The sequence below is a fragment of the Atopomonas hussainii genome (assembly GCF_900109735.1).
In the GTDB taxonomy this organism is placed as follows: Bacteria; Pseudomonadota; Gammaproteobacteria; order Pseudomonadales; family Pseudomonadaceae; genus Atopomonas; species Atopomonas hussainii.
In genome coordinates, this window is record NZ_FOAS01000012.1 from 36014 (window position 1) to 53923 (window position 17910).

Sequence of the window (17910 nt, forward strand, 5' to 3'; positions counted from 1 at the left end):
CTCAATTCACCGGAATAGCTAGGGTCTGACCGACCTTGATCACATCGGTCGATAGATTATTGGCTTGACGCAAGCGGGTGAGCGGCACCTGATAACGGGTGGCAATCAACGCCAACGTATCGCCACGGCTGACGATATGCTGACGCGGCCCCTGCGGTAACTTACCGCTGTCTTTTTGCTGGGCGAGATAGGTGCCCACCGGCGGATGATTATGGAAGTACTCACGCAAGCCTGCGCTGACCGCTTTGGCCAACGCCTGCTGGTGCGCTTTAGTGGCCAAGCGCGCCGACTCGCCGGGGTTGGAGATAAACCCGGTTTCCACCAAGATCGACGGAATATCCGGCGATTTCAGCACCATAAAGCCCGCTTGTTCGACGCGCTGTTTGTGTAGGCGGGTGATGCGTCCCATGTTGTTGAGCACTTTCTGGCCGACATCGAGACTCGACGACATGCTGGCGTTCATCGACATATCCAGCAGCACGCCACGGAGCATTTTGTCGTGTTCGTCGAGATTGATCCCGCCGACACCGCCGATCAGGTCGGACTGGTTTTCTTTATCCGCCAACCAGCGCGCCGTTTCGGAAGTGGCTCCGCTGTTAGACAAGGCAAACACCGAAGCGCCGTAAGCCGATTTGCGCAGCGCCGCGTCAGCATGGATGGAGACGAACATATCTGCGCCTTTGGCGCGGGCGATCTCGGTGCGTCGGCGCAGGGCGATAAAGTAGTCGCCGGTGCGCGTTAGCTCGGCACGAAAGCCTTTGGTGGCGTTGATCTGGCGCTGCAGCTCTTTGGAAATTTCCAGCACCACATGTTTTTCACGCAGGCCATTGGGGCCAAGGGCGCCGGGGTCTTCCCCGCCGTGGCCGGCGTCGATGGCGATAATCACGTTGCGTGAGCCGCGCGAGGGCAGCGGCGTTAACTTGCCGGGCACTTTCGGCGCGCTGCTAGGCTGCGGTGCCGGCACGGGTGCCACGGTTGGCGCCGGCGTCACGTTCGGCGCGCTCACTTGGCTCACCGCGCCAGCCTGCATGTCATACAGGTCTACCACCAAACGGTGGCCGTACTGTTGATTCGGCGGCAGGGTAAAGCTCTTGGCGTTCACCGCCGCGCTTAAATCGAGCACCACGCGCAAATCGGTGGCGGTATGCATCGCCGCCCGCACGCTTTGAATGGGGGTGTCTTTTAGCTCCAGCTGATTGACCGCCGCCTTAAAGCTAGAGGCCGGCACGTCGATGACCACGCGCTCGGGCGCGCTGAGCGAGAACAGCGTGTGCTGCACCGGACCAGACAAGTCAAACACCAAGCGGGTGTTATCCGGCGCACGCCAAACGCGCACACTTTGAATATCAGCCGCCTGCAATGCAGGGGCCAGCGCGAGCAAACCCGCTAGCATCAAGCCGTACAAACCAGCATTACGCGGCCGTTTAGCGGTCATCCCCCACCCTCTGTTGCAGCAATTCTTATTGGTGACTAGCGCGTAGCGTGGCCAACCACTGCTCGGCCCGCTCACTGTGCGCCGTCAGTGTCGCCTGACGCGCCTGATTATCTAAAGCTATGGTAATGACCAGATCTGGCTTTGGCAAAACGCCCACACCCTTGCTCGGCCACTCGATTAAACACAGGCTGTTATCGCGCAAGTAATCGCGAAAACCTAAGAACTCCAGCTCTTCGGGATCAGCCAAGCGGTACAGATCGAAGTGATACACCGCACGCTCGCCCAGCTCATAAGGCTCAACCACGGTAAAGGTCGGGCTCTTGACCGCGCCGCTGTGGCCCAAGGCGCGAATCAAGCCGCGACTGAAGGTGGTTTTACCCGCGCCCAAATCGCCTTCTAAAAACACCACGCCACCGGCACCGATAGCCGCCGCCAACTGCTGGCCCAGCTGCACCGTGGCCGCTTCATCGGCCAGAAAAATGCTTATGTTCGACACGGCGCGTGTTCCTCCAACAATCTGCGCATCACCGCGATTAAGTCACTGGCCGCCAAACCACGCCCTTGTGCGCCCAGCTGCTCTCCAGCGCGAGCATGTAGCCAAACCGCCAGTTGCAAGGCCTCCAGTGCGGACAAGCCTTGCGCCCACAGCGCGGCGACCGCACCGCTAAGCACATCGCCCAAGCCCGGCCCGGCCATCGCCGGATGACCATGCACACAGCAACTGACCGCACTGCCCTGCTCCGCCAGCAAGCTGCCTACGCCCTTAAGCAGCACAGTCGCAGGGTAGCGCCCACACAAACGCGCTAACGCTTGCGGGCGGCCAGCCTGTACCGCGGCACTGCTGATAGCCAGCAAGCGCGCTGCCTCGCCGGGATGCGGCGTGATCAGCCATGGCGCTTGCGGGGCGCGCAGTGTACCGGCTGCGAGCAGATTTAGCGCGTCGGCATCCCACACTTGCGCAACATCGCTGGCCGCCACCGCGCTGGCCAAGCTGATGCCCCATGCCGACTGCCCTAAGCCGGGGCCCAGCACCACCACACTGGCGCGCGCCAGCAGTGGCTGTAAGTCAGCGGCTGAGCGCATGGCCTTTACCATTACCTCCGGCAGGCGAGCCAACAGCGGTGCCACATGCTCGGCACGGGTTGCCACGCTGACCATGCCAGCACCCAAGCGCAGTGCGGCTTCGGCGGCCAAGAGCACAGCGCCGCCCATGCCTAAGTCGCCACCGACAATCAGCACATGCCCCAGCTGGCCTTTATGGCAGGCCGCTGAGCGCGGCGGCAAACGTGGCACGGTGTCGCTGGTGAGCACCTGTGCCACGCTGGGCGCCGTTTGTGCAGTCTCGCCGGCTTGCAGATCGGCAAACACCAGCGTGCCGACATACTCAGGCCCAGCGCCGGTGAACAACCCCAGCTTTAAGCCGATAAAGGTGACCGTGATATCCGCCTGCACGGCTGCGCCGAGCACAGCGCCACTGTCGGCACATAGGCCTGAAGGAATATCCACCGCCAAACACGGATTGGTTTGCTGGTTTAGCCACTCGATAGCAGCACGATACGGCGCACGCACCTCGCCGCTAAGGCCGGTGCCGAGCAAGGCATCTACCAGCACACCGTTGGCTTCTGCCTGTTGATCGAACGCCTGCATGGCCACGCCGGCGGCCTGCGCCGCCTGCACGGCGAGCTGTGCATCGCCACGCAGGCCGGCTGGCTCACTCAACCAATACAGCTGCACCTGCCAGCCCGCTTGCTGCGCAAGCAGAGCAATCAGGTAGCCGTCACCGGCGTTATTGCCGCTGCCGGCCAGCACAGTGAGCGCGCCCACCTCGCCAAACTGCTTGCGCAGGGCGCGCCAGCAGGCCGCAGCGGCGCGCTGCATAAGCGCAAAACCGGGCGTTCCGGCGGCGATAATCTGTGCATCCAGCGCGCGCACTTGCTCGGCGCTGTGCAGGCGATGTGGCCAATCTGCATCGAACATAAGGGCAAACTCCCCAAGCAATGGCAAAATTATACCCCTGACCTTTTATTACCTGCTGCCATGCCTGACGCCTCCATCGACTTTCATGCCCTCGCCCAACAGATCAAAGACTGGGGCCGCGAGCTGGGTTTCCAGCAAGTGGGCATCGCTGGCATTGAGTTAGGCGAGCACGAGGCACACCTGCAAACCTGGCTCGACGCGGGTTATCACGGCGAAATGGACTACATGGCCAGCCACGGCAGCAAGCGCAGCCACCCCGAAGAGTTAGTGCCCGGCACCCTGCGCGTGGTGTCGCTGCGCATGGATTACCTGCCCGCCGACACCGCCATGACGCAGGTGTTAAGCCAACCCGAGCACGCCTATATCTCGCGCTACGCCTTGGGCCGCGATTATCACAAGCTGATCCGCAAGCGCATCAGCCAGCTGGCGCAGCAGATTCAACAACACATCGGCGACTTCGGTTATCGCGCCTTTGTCGATAGCGCCCCCGTGCTAGAGCGTGCCCTAGCCGATCAAGCGGGGCTTGGTTGGATTGGCAAAAACACCATGCTGATCAACCGCCAAGCGGGCAGCTTCTTCTTTCTCGGCGAGCTGTACACCGACCTGCCACTGCCGGTGGATACGCCCTACGGCAAAAACCATTGCGGCAGCTGCACCGCCTGTTTGGACAAATGCCCCACCGATGCCTTTGTTAGCGCCAATGTGTTGGATGCCACGCGGTGTATTTCCTACCTGACCATCGAGCTTAAAGGCAGCATTCCCGAAGACCTGCGCCCCTTGATGGGCAACCGCGTGTTCGGCTGTGATGACTGCCAGCTGGTGTGTCCGTGGAACCGCTTTGCCCGCCCCACCGGCCAAGGCGACTTTCAACCGCGCCACGACTTAGATAAAGCCCAGCTAGCGGGACTGTTTCTGTGGGATGAAGCAACCTTTTTAACCCGCACCGAAGGCTCGCCGATTCGCCGCGCCGGCTACGAGCGCTGGCTACGCAACCTAGCCGTAGGGCTGGGCAATGCGCCAAGCAGCCCCGAGGTTATCGCCGCGCTTAAAGCCCGCGTCGACTACCCGTCTGAACTGGTGCAGGAGCATGTGCGCTGGGCCTTGGCACAACATGCTCGGAAGGCCCTGCCTTAGTGGCTGCGCGACCCAATCACTGCGTTGCGCGGTGCTCGCAAGCTCGCCTACCCGAACGGCATGTCTTGCCTGCTGCGCGCCGTGCGCCTTGTGCTTGAGCCGCTCGCCGACTAAGGCAGCACCTTCGTCAAGGCAACCCTATTAGTACTTAATAAAGTGCTCACGGTAGTGGCGCAGCTCGGCCACTGAGTCGCGGATATCGTCCAACGCCAAATGGCTGCTTTGCTTCTTCACCCCGTCTTTCACGTGCGGCGCCCAGCGAGCGGCCAGCTCTTTCAGGGTGGAAACATCCAAATTGCGATAGTGGAAGAAACGCTCCAGCGTTGGCATGTAGCGGTACAAGAAACGACGGTCTTGGCAGATGCTGTTGCCGCACATGGGTGAAGTGCGCGCCGGTACCCACTGCTCTAAAAAGGCGATGGTTTGTGCGGCGGCTTCGTCCTCGCTGACGGTGCTTTGCCGCACGCGCTCAGTCAGGCCCGACTGGCCATGTTGGCGGGTGTTCCAGTCATCCATACCGGCCAGCACTTCATCGCTCTGATGCACGGCCAGCATCGGGCCTTCGGCAAGAATATTTAAATCGGCGTCGGTGACTAAGGTGGCGATTTCGATGATGCGGTCGTTGTCCGGGTCCAGACCGGTCATTTCTAGGTCGATCCAGATCAGGTTCTTGGCGTTTTGCATAAGCGTGCTCCAGCGGGTAATGCTCGCATTCTAGCAGCCGTCGGGCGCGCCGATGGTGGCCTAACTGCAACGACGGCTGACCGCACCGGCACTAACCGCTACACTCGCGCATTATTCTCACCAGCCGAACTCCATCATGGCCAAACGCCAACTCAACCGCCGCCAAGAGTGGCGTATCCAAAAAATTCAGGACGAGCGTGCCGCCCGCGCCGCCAAGCGCGCCGAGCGCGCTGAAGAAGACTTAGAAGGCGGCGACTTAGGCCCCGAGCAAACCGGCCTTGTGATTGCCCACTTTGGCGTGACGGTTGAAGTCGAAGGCGACGACGGCGCTCGCGTGCGCTGTAACTTGCGCGCTAACTTGCCGGCGCTGGTGACCGGCGACCGCGTGGTATGGCGCGCCGGCAAACAAAACAACGGGGTGATCGTCGCCCAGCTGCCACGCAGCTCGGAGCTATGCCGCCCCAACGCGCACGGGCAGTTAAAACCCGTGGCGGCCAACGTGGATCAGCTGCTGGTGGTGATTGCCCCGCGCCCTGAGCCGCATGCCAACTTGATCGACCGCTATTTAGTCGCCGCCGAGCACGCCGGCATTCCGCCGCTGTTATTGCTCAACAAGGCCGACCTGATTGACGACAGCAATGCCACCAAGCTGGACGCGCTGCTAACGATTTACCGCGAACTGGGCTACCCGGTGCTAGAAGTCTCGGCGCACAACGGCTTGGCTATGGAGCAGCTGTATGCCGCGCTGGATGGGCATATCAGCGTGTTCGTCGGCCAGTCGGGGGTGGGCAAATCGTCACTGGTGAATAAGTTACTGCCCGGTGAAGACACCCGCGTGGGCGACCTCTCGCAAGCCACCGGCAAAGGCACGCACACCACCACCACGGCGCGTTTGTTTCACTTCCCCAGTGGCGGCGACTTGATCGACTCGCCGGGTATTCGCGAGTTCGCCTTGGCGCACATCGAGCGCGCCGATGTCGAAGCGGGTTTTATCGAGTTCCGTGATTTGCTCGGCTGCTGCCGCTTTCGCGACTGCAAGCACGAGCGCGAGCCGGGTTGCGCCTTACTGCAAGCGCTGGAAAACGGCGCAGTCAGCCAGCAGCGCATGGACAGCTACCGGCATATTCTGTCTAGCCTGCCAGAAAAAACTTACTGAGCCGGGCGCGGCGCCTGCAAAGCGCCGCCTTCACCAAACGCATCGGCCGGCGCCGCTTGCCCCGGCGCGGCAAAGCCTTGCGGCAAGCTGGCATCGCCATCCAGCACATCAAATGGCACGGTTTCCCCCTCACCCACGGCTGGCGGCTTGCCCGCCTGCTCGGGGGGAATCTGCGGCACATGCTGCTCACCTTCGATCTCGGCCTGCGCGCGCTTGGTCAGCACTAAGATATCGATACGCCGGTTGATGGGGTTCAGCTCATCCGTTGCATCAAACAGCGATGACGAGGCGTAACCCGCCACGCGCGCCACTTGGGTATCGGGATAACCACCAAACTCCAACGCACGCCGTGCCGCGTTAGCGCGCTCGGCCGACAGCTCCCAGTTGCTGTAGTCCTTACGCCCGACATACGGCCGCGCATCGGTATGCCCGCCGATACTGACCTTGTTCGGCACTTGGCGAATGGTGTCGGCCAAGGCCAAAAGGATTTCCTCAAAGTAAGGCGACAGCTGAGCACTGCCGGATTCAAACATCGGCCGATTCTCGGCATCGGTGATCTGAATGCGCAGGCCGTCGGGGGTAATCTCAAACAGAATCTGTTCGCTAAAGCGCTTTAACTCAGGACTTTCATCGACTTTCTGCTGCAACTCTTGCATCAACAGCGAGAGGCGCTCTTGCTCGATACGGTCGGCCAGCGTTTCGACTTGGTTCTTGTCGAGAGTGATGCTTTGTCGATCACTGCTGCTTTGATCTTTATTCAGTGTGCGGTCCGGCGACACCTGCGGCGAGCCGCCCAAGTCGATCACATAGGGGCTGGCACTTTCACTAAAGCCGATGGGATCTTGAAAGTAGCCCGACACGGCTTTGAGCTGCTCCGGCGTGGCGCTGGACAGCAGCCACAACACCAGAAAGAACGCCATCATGGCCGTGGCAAAGTCAGCGAAAGCAATCTTCCACGCACCACCGTGATGCCCGCCGACAACCTTTTTAACCCGCTTGATGATGATCGGTTGCGCGTTATCCACGGCTTAGCCCTCAGCGGCCACGCACGGCGCTATCGACATCACTGAAAGAAGGCCGATGCGCTGGCAACAGCACTTTGCGGCCAAATTCCACCGCCAACGATGGCGGCATGCCAGAGGCCGACGCCACCAGCGCAGCCTTGATACAGGCGTAGACGTTCAACTCTTCCAGCGCGTCGTGTTCAAGGCTGGTGGCCAGCGGACCAAAAAAGCCATAGGCGGCGAGAATACCCAAGAAGGTACCCACCAAGGCCGCTGCCACGTGCTGACCAATCGCCGCTTGGTCGCCCGAGCCGAGCATGCCCATGGTGATCACAATACCCAGCACGGCGGCGACAATACCGAAGCCCGGCAAGCCGTCGGCAATCCGCGTAACGGCATGCGCCGGGTGGTCGAGGTCGTGTTTGAGGCTTTCTAATTCTTGATCGAACAGCCCCTCCAGCTCATGCGGAGCCATGTTGCCCGAGGACATCAAGCGCAGGTAGTCGCAGACAAAGGCCAGCATGCGCTCGTCTTTGAGCAGCACCGGATACTTAGTAAAAATCGGGCTGGACAGCGGTTCTTCGATATCCGCTTCGATGGCCATCATGCCTTCGCGACGGCTCTTGTTCAGCACCTCGTAGAGCATGCTGAGCACTTGCAGGTAATAGTCGTGGGCAAACCGTGTGCCAAACATGCTGAGGGACTTTTTCAGCACGTGCATAAAGGTGTAACCGGGGTTGGCTTGCAGGAAAGCACCTAACGCCGCACCGCCGATGATCAACACCTCCAGCGGTTGCACGATGGCCATAAACTCGCCATGCGCCAGTAGATAGCCGCCTAACACGCCGGCGAACACGACAATAATGCCGATAATTTTAACCATGCACCCTAGCCTTACGTAGAAGCAGTTGCTCGAAGCGAGACAATGCCTTCTTTTTATCGGAAGCTTTGCGCCAGACTATAGTCCCTTTAGATGAATTGCCACACGGACCACCATGGCCAACCAACGCGAGCTGCCAAAAACTGTCAAAGGCTGGGTTGATCTGCTCGATCGCGCACCCATCCCCGTCACCCCGGAAGAGCTCAAAGCCGCCCGTGAGATTGTCGCCAATGACCGTTTAAGCCTGCGCGATATTGCCGAACGTTTGCAGCAGTTCCCGCCCATGGTGCTGCAAGTGATGCGCGCCGCCAATCGTGGCCGGCAAGTGGATAACCGCGCCGAAAGCCTAGAGGTAGCCATCAACCGTTTGGGCCTTGGCAAGGTCGAGCAGCTGGTTAAAGCCGTGCCGAGCAAACCCCATGAGCAGCTGCCACGCGGCCTGCGCCAAAGTCTGCTCATCTCGCAGCATGCCAGCACCCAAGCCAACGGGCTGTTTGCCCAGCGACTGGCGCGGCTATGGACAGAAATCCACTGGGGCAGCTTGCTGTTTCTCGCCCCGGTCTGGGCTTTGTGCAGCGTGGCGCCCAACCTGTTTGAGCAGTGGGAAAAACGCGCCCTCACCCATGGCGAAGACGAAGGCAAACTCGAGAAAGCCCTGCTCGGCGTGCGCCTTAGCGAAATTGCCGCGCAGCTCAGTGAACGCTGGGGGCTGCCCGAGTGGATCGCTCGGGGTTACGAACTACTCGGCCGCGACAAGCGCATGCTGGTGCGCGCGCTGCACATTGCCCACCACTGCGAAACCCCACAGCAACAGCTACAGCAACTGGATGCCCAGCAAGAGCTGGCCATCTGGCTAACCCAGCCGGCCAACACTGTGCTGCTGGCCAACGCATTGGCCGTAGCGGCGCACAATCGCTGGGGCAGCCCACACACCCTGCGCTGGCAACAGCTGACCGCCCTGTACCTGCGCGAGCCCTTAGGCCAAGTGCAAAACAGCATCCACCAACTGGCCGCCAAGAGCGCCCGTCAGCTACCCGCCAGTGCGCTTTGGCACCCGGCGCAGGCGCTTCTCTGGCCGTGGGATGCGGTGCGCTTTACTCCCGAGCCAGAGCAGCCAGAAGCCGCCGCCGAGCCCGCCAGCAAGGCCCCGCCCGCCCCCGCCAAAGCTGATGCTGCACAAGAACAAGCGCAAAAAGCCGCAGCGCGCGCTGAGCTGGCCAAGCAACTGCCGCAGTGGAAGGCCTTGGTGACTCAACTGCAAGCCGCACCCTCGCCGTTTAACAGCGTGCTGCAGCTCACCCAATGCGCGCGTGAAGCCGCCGTGACCTGTGGCATGCAGCGCGTGTTACTGCTGCTACCCAACCGCGAGCGCAGTTTCTTGGTCGCCCAGCAATCGCATGGTTTTACCGAACCGGTGAGCAACTTAAAGCTGGATATCCCCAACAGCCCGCTGCTGCGCAAACTGATGGCCGAGCCGGCCATGCTGCACATCGACTCCGCCAACTACGCCCGCTACGGCGCGCATATCCCCGGGGTACTCAAGCCGTTGTTCGACGGCCAGCACCTGCTGCTGCGCTCGCTCAGCCAAGGGGAAAAGGTGGTCATGCTGCTGATCGCCGATGCTGGCGGCAACGCCATCGACGAGCTGCAAGTACAAACCTTTACCCGCACCGCGCAAGCGCTGGAAAAAGGCCTGCAGATTTATGCCAAGCGCGGGCGCGCATAACCACGCCAGCGGTAACAACCGCATTCCGCCGGCGCGTCGTAAAGTCGCATGATCGATGCGGCTTGGTTAAACTCGGCAAGTCTTTTTGTTAGGAATCGCCATGAGCGCCTTTGCCGATTTACCGCTTGTACTCGAGCCCGCGCAGCTGGCTGAGCGCTTGGATGCGCCAGAACTGATTCTGGTCGATCTGTGCCAAAACAGTCGCTACCCCGAAGGCCATCTGCCCGGCGCGCGACATATCGACCCCAAGCGCACCACCCTCGGCACACCGCCCGCACCGGGCTTGCTGCCTGAGTTAGCGCAGCTAGAAGCCATCTTCAGCGAACTGGGCCACAACCCCAACGCCGTGTACGTGGTGTATGACGACGAAGGCGGCGGCTGGGCCGGACGCTTTATTTGGCTGCTGGATGTTATCGGCCATCACCACTACCACTACTTAAACGGCGGCCTGCATGCGTGGGCTGGCGAAGGCTTGCCGCTCAGCCGTGAAATCCCTGCGGCGCACACCCGAGCGGTACGCCTCACCCTGCACGAGGCGCCGACCATCAGCCGTGAAGCGCTGCAAGAAAGCCTCGGCGCCGCCGATTTATGCATTTGGGATGCGCGCTCCCCCGGCGAATACTCAGGCGACAAAGTGCTCGCCGCCAAAGGCGGGCATATCCCCGGCGCGATCAATTTTGAGTGGACCGCCGGCATGGATAAAACCCGTGGCCTGCGCATTCGTAGCGACATTGCCGAGGTACTCAACGGCCTTGGCATCACTGCCGACAAGCAGATTGTCACCCACTGCCAAACCCATCACCGCTCGGGCTTTACCTACTTAGTGGCCAAAGCCTTGGGTTACCCGCGCGTGCGCGCCTACGCCGGCTCATGGTCGGAGTGGGGCAACCATCCTGATACTCCTGTAGAGCTTTGAGACAACCATGTCGATTAAGAAAAACCTGTTTATCACCGCGCAGTATTTGCTGCCGCATCACCTGCTCTCGCGCCTGATTGGCTTTGCTGCCGAATGCCGTGCGCCGTGGTTTAAAGACCGCCTCATCGGTTGGTTTGCCAAGCAGTACCAAGTCAACATGAGCGAGGCCGAGGTCGAAGACCTCACCGCTTACGAGCACTTCAACGCCTTCTTCACCCGCGCGTTAAAAGACGGCGCGCGCCCGCTGGATAGCACCGAGGGCAGCATCCTTTGCCCTGCCGACGGCGCCATCAGCCAACTGGGCAAAATCGAGCATGGCCGCGTGTTTCAAGCCAAAGGCCATAGCTTTAGCGTGACTGAGTTGCTTGGCGGCGACAGCGCGCGCGCCGAGCCGTTTATGGGCGGCGAATTCGCCACGGTGTACTTGTCGCCCAAGGATTACCACCGCGTGCACATGCCGCTGACCGGCACCCTGCGCGAGATGGTTTACGTACCGGGCCGTTTGTTCTCGGTGAATCAAACCACCGCGGAAAACGTGCCGGAGCTATTCGCCCGTAACGAGCGCGTGGTGTGCACCTTCGACACCGAACGCGGCCCGATGGCCGTGGTGCTGGTCGGTGCGATGATCGTGGCCTCGATCGAAACCGTATTCGCCGGCCTCGTCACCCCGCCTAAGCGCGCGCTAAAAACCGTGCGTTACGATGAAAGCAGCCGCCAACCCATCGTGCTGGAGCGCGGTGCGGAGCTGGGCCGCTTTAAGCTGGGCTCCACCGCCATCGTGCTGTTCGGCCCGGAGCAAGTGCAGTGGGCCGCCGAGTTGGGCGAAACCAGCCCCGTGCGTATGGGCCAGCAGCTGGCACTGCCGCGCCAGTAAGTTTGCGTTAAGCAAAAAAAAGCCGCGCCCTGCACAACGCAGACGCGGCTTTTTTGTGCCTGTTACTAAGCCTTCGCTAACTGCCCGCGCGCCTCAACCTGCGGCGTTGGCAACCACAACAGCTGACGATAAAACCAACGCGCCACGCCCCACTGCGGCAGCCCCAAAAACAGCAGCCAGGCCACGCCAAACACAGCGCCAAGCGCCCAGCCAAACGCATGCACCGCTGCGCTAATCACAATCGCCGAGCCCAGCACTAAACCAAACACCAGCGCCAGCAAGGTCGCTATCGTCGCCATGCCACTGGGCACACCATCGCGCACCGGCAACTGCGCCACGCTCAGCTCACGCCCTGCATTCAGCCAATCGACCATCCACTTAAACAGCACCGGCAACAGCACGCAGCCCATGGTGTATAAGGTTAGAGCTACCGGCGAGACCAACCACTGCAGCGCCAAGCCCCAATGCCACTGAGCAAACACCTGATGATCGGCGGATAAGAAGCGCTGGTAGCCAGTGCCATCCCAGCCATGCACCAGAATGAACAGCATGCCGAAGTAAGCCAGCAGCAAGTGCCAAAAGGCTTGATAGGTTTTACCGCGCTGAATCAGCGCCCGGCACAGATAAAAACCCAGCATGCCTTGGGTGATATTGGTCACGGCAAAGCCGACACCGAGCCACGTGGGTAAATCGGTCAATTGCCGCGCCACTTGCATGGTTTCCCAGTCAGGAAATTGCCACAACAAAATCATCCCCGAGGGGCCAAACAGCAGCGCCAAATACAACAGCGTGCGACTGAAATACGGGTTATCCAACAGCTTCTGCGCACGCGGCGCCACTGCCAACTGCCGCGCCGCCGCCAAGGCAAAACCGGCACCTAAGCCGTACGACCAAAACACATCCACCTGCACCATTTCTTATTCTCCCTATCTGCTGAGGTTGCACCGCTAGCGCGGCTGGCAGGTATTGTGCGCAGCAGCATAAGGCGCCGCGAAGGTCGCCTAGGGCCGACTTTGGGGGGAGATTAAAAAGCCGATTGGCCGGATATGACTACTCAGCTTTTAGCTGCACTCTAGCGGGAACGCCAGCACCTGGGCGATATCGTCTAAGCCTTCCACCAACATGTGCAGCCGATCAAAACCCAGCGCCACGCCGGCGCAGTCAGGCATGCCGTGTTCCAGAGCGGCCACTAAACGCGTGTCGGCTGGGCGAGGAGTTTGCCCGAGGGCTTGCTGCTCGGCTTGGTCGGCAGCAAAGCGCGCCGCTTGTTCGGCGGCATCGGTGAGTTCCCAGTAGCCATTGGCCAGCTCAACACCTTGCACAAACAGCTCAAAGCGCGCTGCCACCGGCCGGCCTTGCGCATCTGCCACCACGCGCGCCAAAGCGGCTTGGCTGGCGGGAAAGTCATACACGAAGGTGGGCGTGCTTAAGCGCGGCTCCAGCACATGGCTGAACAGCAGCTGTAACCAGCCAGCGCGAGATAGCTCGCCGACGAAGTCGATATGCTGCCGCGCACAAGCGGCCAACGCTTGGCTATCGGCGCTAAACACATCCAACCCCAGCTCGCACTGAAACAACTCGGCATAGCTCACGCGCGCAAAGGCTTGTGCGGGCAGCAAGGGCGCGACCAGTGCTTGCACCTCATCCATTAATTGCTGATCGGTAAAGCCGACGCGATACCACTCCAGCATGCTGAACTCGGGGTTATGCCGCCGCCCACGTTCGCCATTGCGGAACACTTTGCACAGCTGCCAAATACAACCGCTGCCGGCGGCCAGCAGGCGTTTCATCGGGTATTCCGGTGAGGTGTGCAGGTACAGCGCCTGTGCCTTGCCGCCGCCCTCGGGGCGATATTGCGTAGCGAAGGGCGTGAGCAGCGGATCCGACACGGGCACCGCTGAAAGCATCGGCGTTTCCACTTCCAGCACCTCACGCGCGGCAAAAAACGCGCGGGTGTAGTACAAAAGCTCTGCGCGACGCTTGAGCTGCGCCAGTGTAGCGCTGGGTTGCCAAGTCATTAGTCCTGCTCCTTTAATGCCGAGGCAACTCGCCACTTCGCCAAGGATGCGTCCATGAAAAAAGCCCTCTTACCGCTACTGGTGCTCATTGCTTTCAGCGCCTACACCGCCTTCGTCATGCTGCAGGCGGAGCAATCATTGCTCGACTTTGGCCTGCAATTGCTTTCCCAACTAGACACCGCGCAGGTGGTGATTGACCTGTACATCTTGGCCGCACTGGCCTGCGTATGGATGGTGCAAGACAACCGCGCACGCGGTAAGCCTTGGCAGGCGATCGCCCCGTATATTCTGCTGACCTTAGTGTTTGTCTCGATCGGCCCGCTGCTGTATCTGGTGGTGCGTGCTTTGCAACCGAGCACGCCGGCCGCGTCTTAGCAGCCTGTGCGCGGCCTCGCCTGTCGCAAGGCCGCGCACATACTCAGGCGCGACTGACGTATTCGCTGGTGCGGGTATCGACTTTCAGCACGTCGCCAATCTCGATAAACAGCGGCACCTTCACTGTGGCGCCGGTGCTTAAGATGGCCGGCTTGTTGCCGCCGGTAGCGGTGTCACCGCGAATGCCGGGGTCGGTTTCGGTGACTTCTAACTCAACGAAATTCGGCGGCACCACGGAGATCGGCGCACCGTTAAACAGGGTGACGTTGTACACCACCTGCTCTTTCATCCAGATATTGCAGTCGCCCACGGCTTTGGCATCGGCGGCAAACTGCTCGAAGCTGCCATCGGTCACCATGAAGTGCCAGAACTCACCGTCGCTGTAGAGGTACTCCATGTCACGATCCATGACATCGGCGCCTTCCAGCGACTCGCCCGACTTAAAGGTGCGTTCCCACACGCGGCCGGTCATCAGGTTGCGCACCTTTACGCGGTTAAAGGCTTGGCCTTTGCCGGGTTTGACGAACTCGTTCTCGAGAATGGCGCACGGGTCGCCCTCGAGCATCACTTTCAGTCCAGATTTAAATTCGTTGGTAGAATAATTCGGCATGCTTGCTCACTGTTGTCAGGGCAGCGCCGAACACTTTAGCGCCGCCTAAAAACCATGGGTTAAGCCTCAGAGACCACCCGCTCAAGGCACTGGGGTGAGCCCATGCCGGACACGCTCCCAATGCACTAAGACAGCGCATGATACCCCTATCCGCCACTGTGATCGAACCAAGCCCCTGGCAGCAACAGCTCAGCCAAGCCATCAGCGACCCCGCTGAACTGCTGCATTACCTTGAGCTAGACAGCCACTGGCTGGGCCCCGCCAAAGCCGCTGCCGAGCTTTTCCCGCTGCGCGTACCACAAGCGTTTGTGCGCCGTATGCAGCGCGGCAATCCGCATGACCCACTGCTGCGCCAAGTGCTGCCACTGGGCGAAGAATTACAAACACACGCAGGCTTTAGCCACGACCCACTGGCCGAGTTAGCCAGCAACCCCAGCGCCGGGGTGATTCACAAATACCATGGCCGCGCGCTGCTGATTGCCGCCGGCGCCTGTGCGGTGAATTGCCGCTATTGCTTTCGCCGCCACTTTCCCTATGCCGATAACCGCTTAAGCCAAGATGACTGGCAAAAAGCGCTGGATTACCTGAGCGCCCACCCCGACATTCACGAGGTCATCCTCTCCGGCGGCGATCCGCTGGTGAACAGCGATGCGCGCCTCGACAGCCTGATCAGCGCGTTGGAAGCCCTGCCGCAGCTAACCACTCTGCGCATCCACAGTCGCTTGCCGATTGTGCTACCGGCACGCATTACCGAGGCGCTGTGTACGCGCTTGCAGCAAAGCCGCCTGCGTGTGGTGATGGTGATTCATTGCAATCATGCGCAAGAAATCGACGCTGAAGTGGTGAGCGCGCTTAATCGGCTGCGCCATGCTGAGGTCACCCTGCTTAACCAAGGCGTGCTGCTGCGCGGAGTGAACGACAACGCGGCGGCGCTGGCTGAGCTATCCCACGCCCTGCACCGCGCCCATGTGCTGCCGTACTACTTATTCCAGCTGGATAAAGTGCAAGGCGCCGCGCACTTCATAGTCAGCGACGCCCACGCCCAAGCCCTGATGCAACAGCTACAAGCCCAGTTACCCGGCTACCTGCTGCCGCGCTTAAGCCGCGAAGAACCCAACCAACCCAGCAAAACTTTGCTGCGCTTTTAATGTCGATTTGATACTTAACAAGCAGTTACAGCACAGTCCTTGCAGTAGCCTTAAGATGGCTGCAGCATCAGTCGCCAGCTGCTAGAGTCAAAACTTGGGCAGGCGCGTTCGCTAACGCGCTATCGGAGTGCCCAAGCGCTCTGGGGGAAATAACAGGATTCATGGAAAGCACTAAACCAGCCACGCTGCTTCGCACGCCCACGCCTCGGCAACCGGCTTTGACCTTTGCCGATGCCACGCCGCGTGCCCTGCGCCGCTGGTTAGATCAGCTGCCCAAAGCCAATCTGGGCGAAACCGCGCGCCTGTTGTTCCAAGCCCTGCAAGAAATCAACGACCTCATTTGCCCGCCGCAGGCACGTCTCGACCTGCAAGAGCTGCTGCGTGTAGAAGTCGCTTACGTGTGCACGCAGCTAGAGCGGCACTTTCTCAACCGTAACGTGGTGCTCGATGAGCGCGCGCGCAAGGTGGCCAATCTGTGCCAAGCGCTGCAACATCATTTAGCCAACGGCTACAAACTGCTGGCCGATCAAGCCGCCAAGGCCAGCGGCAACGAAGCCGACCGCCTATTGGCGATTGCTTGCAACCGCGCCCTCGCCTGCTTGGGCGAACTGCACCTGCGTGCCTGCCAGCTGTATTGCCCGGTTCCCGAAGGCTTGTGGCTGGACGTGCACCAGCTGTTTATTCTCGGCGCGACCCGCAAACTCGACACCCTGCCAGTGGCAGACCCGCTGCTGGATGAGCTCAAACCCAGCCTCACCCAACGCTACCTGAGCATCTGTTTACTGGCCTGCGCGCGCCCCAATCAAATGCGCCAAAGCGGCATGGAGCGCATCTATCACGCCCTGCTGGATTGGTCGCGGCTAGCGCGCTTAAGCCGCCAAGGCGCCGAGCAGTGCCTGCTGCTGATTTTGCCGCGCTTAGATGCCCCGCCGCGCTATCGCGCCCTGTGGCGCGAATTGCCGCAAACCTTGCGCCTCGGTATAGACCCCAGCGCACTGGCCGATGCACTGCGCGAATATTTACTGCTCAGTGACGAACAGCGCGCCGGCTTCCGCATCAGCGTGCCAGCCCAATTGGGCGACGATTTGCTGCAACACCTGCACAGCGCTTGGGGCGCTGTTGCCGAGCGCTCATTCCAGCGCAAACCCGTGCAAGGCCAGCAGCTCGAACTGTGTATCGGCATGTCGGCGGTGCACTACTACTTAGGCGACGAGCGCAGCTTTGACGACATCCTACAACACAGCCAAACCTGCGCCGACTTTCAATCCGTGAACGACTTGGATGTCTGGGCCAATGCCTTCGATGCCGCCCCAGACGATGCTTGGAAGCCCGGACAAAGCGATCAGATCGAATACCAACCCAAAGCCGGCAGCAGCAGTTTTACTGCCGAGCAGAGCGCGCCCGAGCAACCTTCATACACGCTCAACATCATCAACCAAAGCCCCGGTGGCTATGGCCTGCAATGGCATGGCGCGGTGCCCGACCAACTGCAAGCCGGCGAGCTGATTGCCGCCAAACAGCCCAATCAAGCGCTGTGGAACATGGCCGTGGTGCGCTGGATTCGCCAAGTGCGCGGCGGCGCCACGCAGATGGGCATCGAAATGCTCGCCCCCAAAGCCAAGCCGTGCGGCGCGCAACTGCTGCGCAAAACCGAGCAGCACAGCCAATTTTTACGCGCCCTGATGATCCCGGAAGTGCGCGCCATCTCGCGCCCCGCCACACTGATCACGCCACGCCTGCCCTTCCAAGAAGGCCACAAGGTGCTGGTGCGCCGCGAAGGCGAAGAGTTCCGCATTCAGCTAGGCAAACGTCTCACCGCCAGCGGCAGTTTTAACCAGTTTGAATACCGCCGGTTAGATTTAGCCACTGGCACACCACCGCCCAGCGGCAGCGTGCAAGGCTCTGGCAAAGGGGATGGTGACTTTGACTCACTGTGGAACACTCTGTAGATTCAAGCCGCCTTTTGCGGCTTA

At 60.8% G+C, this 17910-nt stretch carries 17 protein-coding genes; 8 read left to right on the plus strand and 9 right to left on the minus strand.

What is annotated here, in order from left to right; genetic code table 11:
- Position 1 precedes the first annotated feature (1 nt).
- Genes BMX80_RS12570 through BMX80_RS12580 form a run of 3 tightly spaced genes read right to left on the minus strand, consistent with a single transcriptional unit; the run spans position 2 to position 3412 of the window.
- Positions 2–1435, minus strand: coding sequence for an N-acetylmuramoyl-L-alanine amidase (locus tag BMX80_RS12570; RefSeq protein WP_074869041.1), 1434 nt, complete (start codon positions 1433–1435; stop codon positions 2–4).
- A gap of 25 nt (positions 1436–1460) precedes the next feature.
- Positions 1461–1931, minus strand: coding sequence for a tRNA (adenosine(37)-N6)-threonylcarbamoyltransferase complex ATPase subunit type 1 TsaE (gene tsaE, locus BMX80_RS12575; RefSeq protein WP_074869044.1), 471 nt, complete (start codon positions 1929–1931; stop codon positions 1461–1463).
- Positions 1919–3412 (minus strand): bifunctional ADP-dependent NAD(P)H-hydrate dehydratase/NAD(P)H-hydrate epimerase, encoded by a 1494-nt coding sequence (locus BMX80_RS12580; RefSeq protein ID WP_074869047.1) that lies wholly within the window; start codon positions 3410–3412, stop codon positions 1919–1921. Before BMX80_RS12580 ends, tsaE begins: the two co-directional genes overlap by 13 nt.
- A 60-nt stretch (positions 3413–3472) precedes the next feature.
- Here BMX80_RS12580 and queG point away from each other — a divergent pair, with 60 nt between their 5' ends.
- The gene (gene queG / locus BMX80_RS12585) at positions 3473–4546 is read left to right on the plus strand and encodes a tRNA epoxyqueuosine(34) reductase QueG (RefSeq protein ID WP_074869050.1); all 1074 of its coding nucleotides are present in this window, start codon (positions 3473–3475) and stop codon (positions 4544–4546) included.
- Between the two features lie 141 nt (positions 4547–4687).
- Here queG and orn read toward each other — a convergent pair whose 3' ends face one another.
- Positions 4688–5230, minus strand: a complete 543-nt coding sequence (gene orn, locus BMX80_RS12590; RefSeq protein WP_071872967.1) for an oligoribonuclease — start codon at positions 5228–5230, stop codon at positions 4688–4690.
- Between the two features lie 136 nt (positions 5231–5366).
- On the opposite strand from orn, the gene rsgA reads away from it, so the two are divergent.
- Positions 5367–6386 carry a small ribosomal subunit biogenesis GTPase RsgA gene (gene rsgA / locus BMX80_RS12595; protein ID WP_074869053.1) on the plus strand — a complete coding sequence of 340 codons (1020 nt, stop codon included), beginning with the start codon at positions 5367–5369 and terminating at the stop codon, positions 6384–6386.
- Here rsgA and motB read toward each other — a convergent pair.
- Together motB and motA are read right to left on the minus strand one after the other, a co-directional pair.
- On the minus strand, positions 6380–7411 hold the full coding sequence (gene motB / locus BMX80_RS12600) for a flagellar motor protein MotB (protein WP_083394323.1): 1032 nt from the start codon (positions 7409–7411) through the stop codon (positions 6380–6382). The genes rsgA and motB overlap by 7 nt on opposite strands.
- Positions 7412–7421: 10 nt before the next feature.
- Entirely contained in the window at positions 7422–8273 is an 852-nt protein-coding gene (motA, locus tag BMX80_RS12605) for a flagellar motor stator protein MotA (protein ID WP_074869055.1), read from the minus strand.
- Positions 8274–8385: 112 nt separating this feature from the next.
- On the opposite strand from motA, the gene BMX80_RS12610 reads away from it, so the two are divergent.
- The 3 genes from BMX80_RS12610 (at position 8386) to asd (ending at position 11786) form a co-directional block, all read left to right on the plus strand.
- On the plus strand, positions 8386–9996 hold the full coding sequence (locus BMX80_RS12610; protein WP_074869057.1) for an HDOD domain-containing protein: 1611 nt from the start codon (positions 8386–8388) through the stop codon (positions 9994–9996).
- Between the two features lie 100 nt (positions 9997–10096).
- A complete protein-coding gene (locus tag BMX80_RS12615) occupies positions 10097–10912 on the plus strand; it encodes a rhodanese-like domain-containing protein (protein ID WP_074869059.1) in 816 nt (271 codons plus the stop codon).
- A 7-nt stretch (positions 10913–10919) separates the two neighbouring features.
- Entirely contained in the window at positions 10920–11786 is an 867-nt protein-coding gene (gene asd / locus BMX80_RS12620) for an archaetidylserine decarboxylase (RefSeq protein ID WP_074869061.1), read from the plus strand.
- Between the two features lie 65 nt (positions 11787–11851).
- Here the strand turns inward: asd and BMX80_RS12625 are convergent, their stop codons facing one another.
- Entirely contained in the window at positions 11852–12700 is an 849-nt protein-coding gene (locus tag BMX80_RS12625; RefSeq protein WP_074869064.1) for a hypothetical protein, read from the minus strand.
- A 147-nt stretch (positions 12701–12847) separates the two neighbouring features.
- A complete protein-coding gene (epmA, locus tag BMX80_RS12630) occupies positions 12848–13804 on the minus strand; it encodes an EF-P lysine aminoacylase EpmA (RefSeq protein ID WP_074869066.1) in 957 nt (318 codons plus the stop codon).
- A 54-nt stretch (positions 13805–13858) separates the two neighbouring features.
- On the opposite strand from epmA, the gene BMX80_RS12635 reads away from it, so the two are divergent.
- The gene (locus BMX80_RS12635; protein WP_074869069.1) at positions 13859–14179 is read left to right on the plus strand and encodes a DUF2834 domain-containing protein; all 321 of its coding nucleotides are present in this window, start codon (positions 13859–13861) and stop codon (positions 14177–14179) included.
- 43 nt (positions 14180–14222) lie between these two features.
- Here BMX80_RS12635 and efp read toward each other — a convergent pair whose 3' ends face one another.
- The gene (efp, locus tag BMX80_RS12640; protein ID WP_074869072.1) at positions 14223–14789 is read right to left on the minus strand and encodes an elongation factor P; all 567 of its coding nucleotides are present in this window, start codon (positions 14787–14789) and stop codon (positions 14223–14225) included.
- Between the two features lie 137 nt (positions 14790–14926).
- Between efp and epmB the strand changes: the two genes are divergently transcribed.
- Together epmB and BMX80_RS12650 are read left to right on the plus strand one after the other, a co-directional pair.
- Complete coding sequence (gene epmB, locus BMX80_RS12645) at positions 14927–15937, plus strand: EF-P beta-lysylation protein EpmB (protein WP_074869075.1); 1011 nt, start codon at positions 14927–14929, stop codon at positions 15935–15937.
- Between the two features lie 161 nt (positions 15938–16098).
- Positions 16099–17886: a hypothetical protein gene (locus tag BMX80_RS12650; RefSeq protein WP_074869077.1), complete on the plus strand. Its 1788-nt coding sequence runs from the start codon at positions 16099–16101 to the stop codon at positions 17884–17886.
- The last annotated feature ends 24 nt before the right edge of the window (positions 17887–17910 follow it).

Coding starts and splice junctions, on each gene's coding strand:
- BMX80_RS12570 (WP_074869041.1), bottom strand. CDS start 1,435: ATGACCGCTAAACGGCCGCGTAATGCTGGTTTGTACGGCTTGATGCTA.
- BMX80_RS12580 (WP_074869047.1), bottom strand. CDS start 3,412: ATGTTCGATGCAGATTGGCCACATCGCCTGCACAGCGCCGAGCAAGTG.
- queG (WP_074869050.1), top strand. CDS start 3,473: ATGCCTGACGCCTCCATCGACTTTCATGCCCTCGCCCAACAGATCAAA.
- orn (WP_071872967.1), bottom strand. CDS start 5,230: ATGCAAAACGCCAAGAACCTGATCTGGATCGACCTAGAAATGACCGGT.
- rsgA (WP_074869053.1), top strand. CDS start 5,367: ATGGCCAAACGCCAACTCAACCGCCGCCAAGAGTGGCGTATCCAAAAA.
- motA (WP_074869055.1), bottom strand. CDS start 8,273: ATGGTTAAAATTATCGGCATTATTGTCGTGTTCGCCGGCGTGTTAGGC.
- BMX80_RS12610 (WP_074869057.1), top strand. CDS start 8,386: ATGGCCAACCAACGCGAGCTGCCAAAAACTGTCAAAGGCTGGGTTGAT.
- BMX80_RS12615 (WP_074869059.1), top strand. CDS start 10,097: ATGAGCGCCTTTGCCGATTTACCGCTTGTACTCGAGCCCGCGCAGCTG.
- asd (WP_074869061.1), top strand. CDS start 10,920: ATGTCGATTAAGAAAAACCTGTTTATCACCGCGCAGTATTTGCTGCCG.
- BMX80_RS12625 (WP_074869064.1), bottom strand. CDS start 12,700: ATGGTGCAGGTGGATGTGTTTTGGTCGTACGGCTTAGGTGCCGGTTTT.
- epmA (WP_074869066.1), bottom strand. CDS start 13,804: ATGACTTGGCAACCCAGCGCTACACTGGCGCAGCTCAAGCGTCGCGCA.
- BMX80_RS12635 (WP_074869069.1), top strand. CDS start 13,859: ATGAAAAAAGCCCTCTTACCGCTACTGGTGCTCATTGCTTTCAGCGCC.
- efp (WP_074869072.1), bottom strand. CDS start 14,789: ATGCCGAATTATTCTACCAACGAATTTAAATCTGGACTGAAAGTGATG.
- epmB (WP_074869075.1), top strand. CDS start 14,927: ATGATACCCCTATCCGCCACTGTGATCGAACCAAGCCCCTGGCAGCAA.
- BMX80_RS12650 (WP_074869077.1), top strand. CDS start 16,099: ATGGAAAGCACTAAACCAGCCACGCTGCTTCGCACGCCCACGCCTCGG.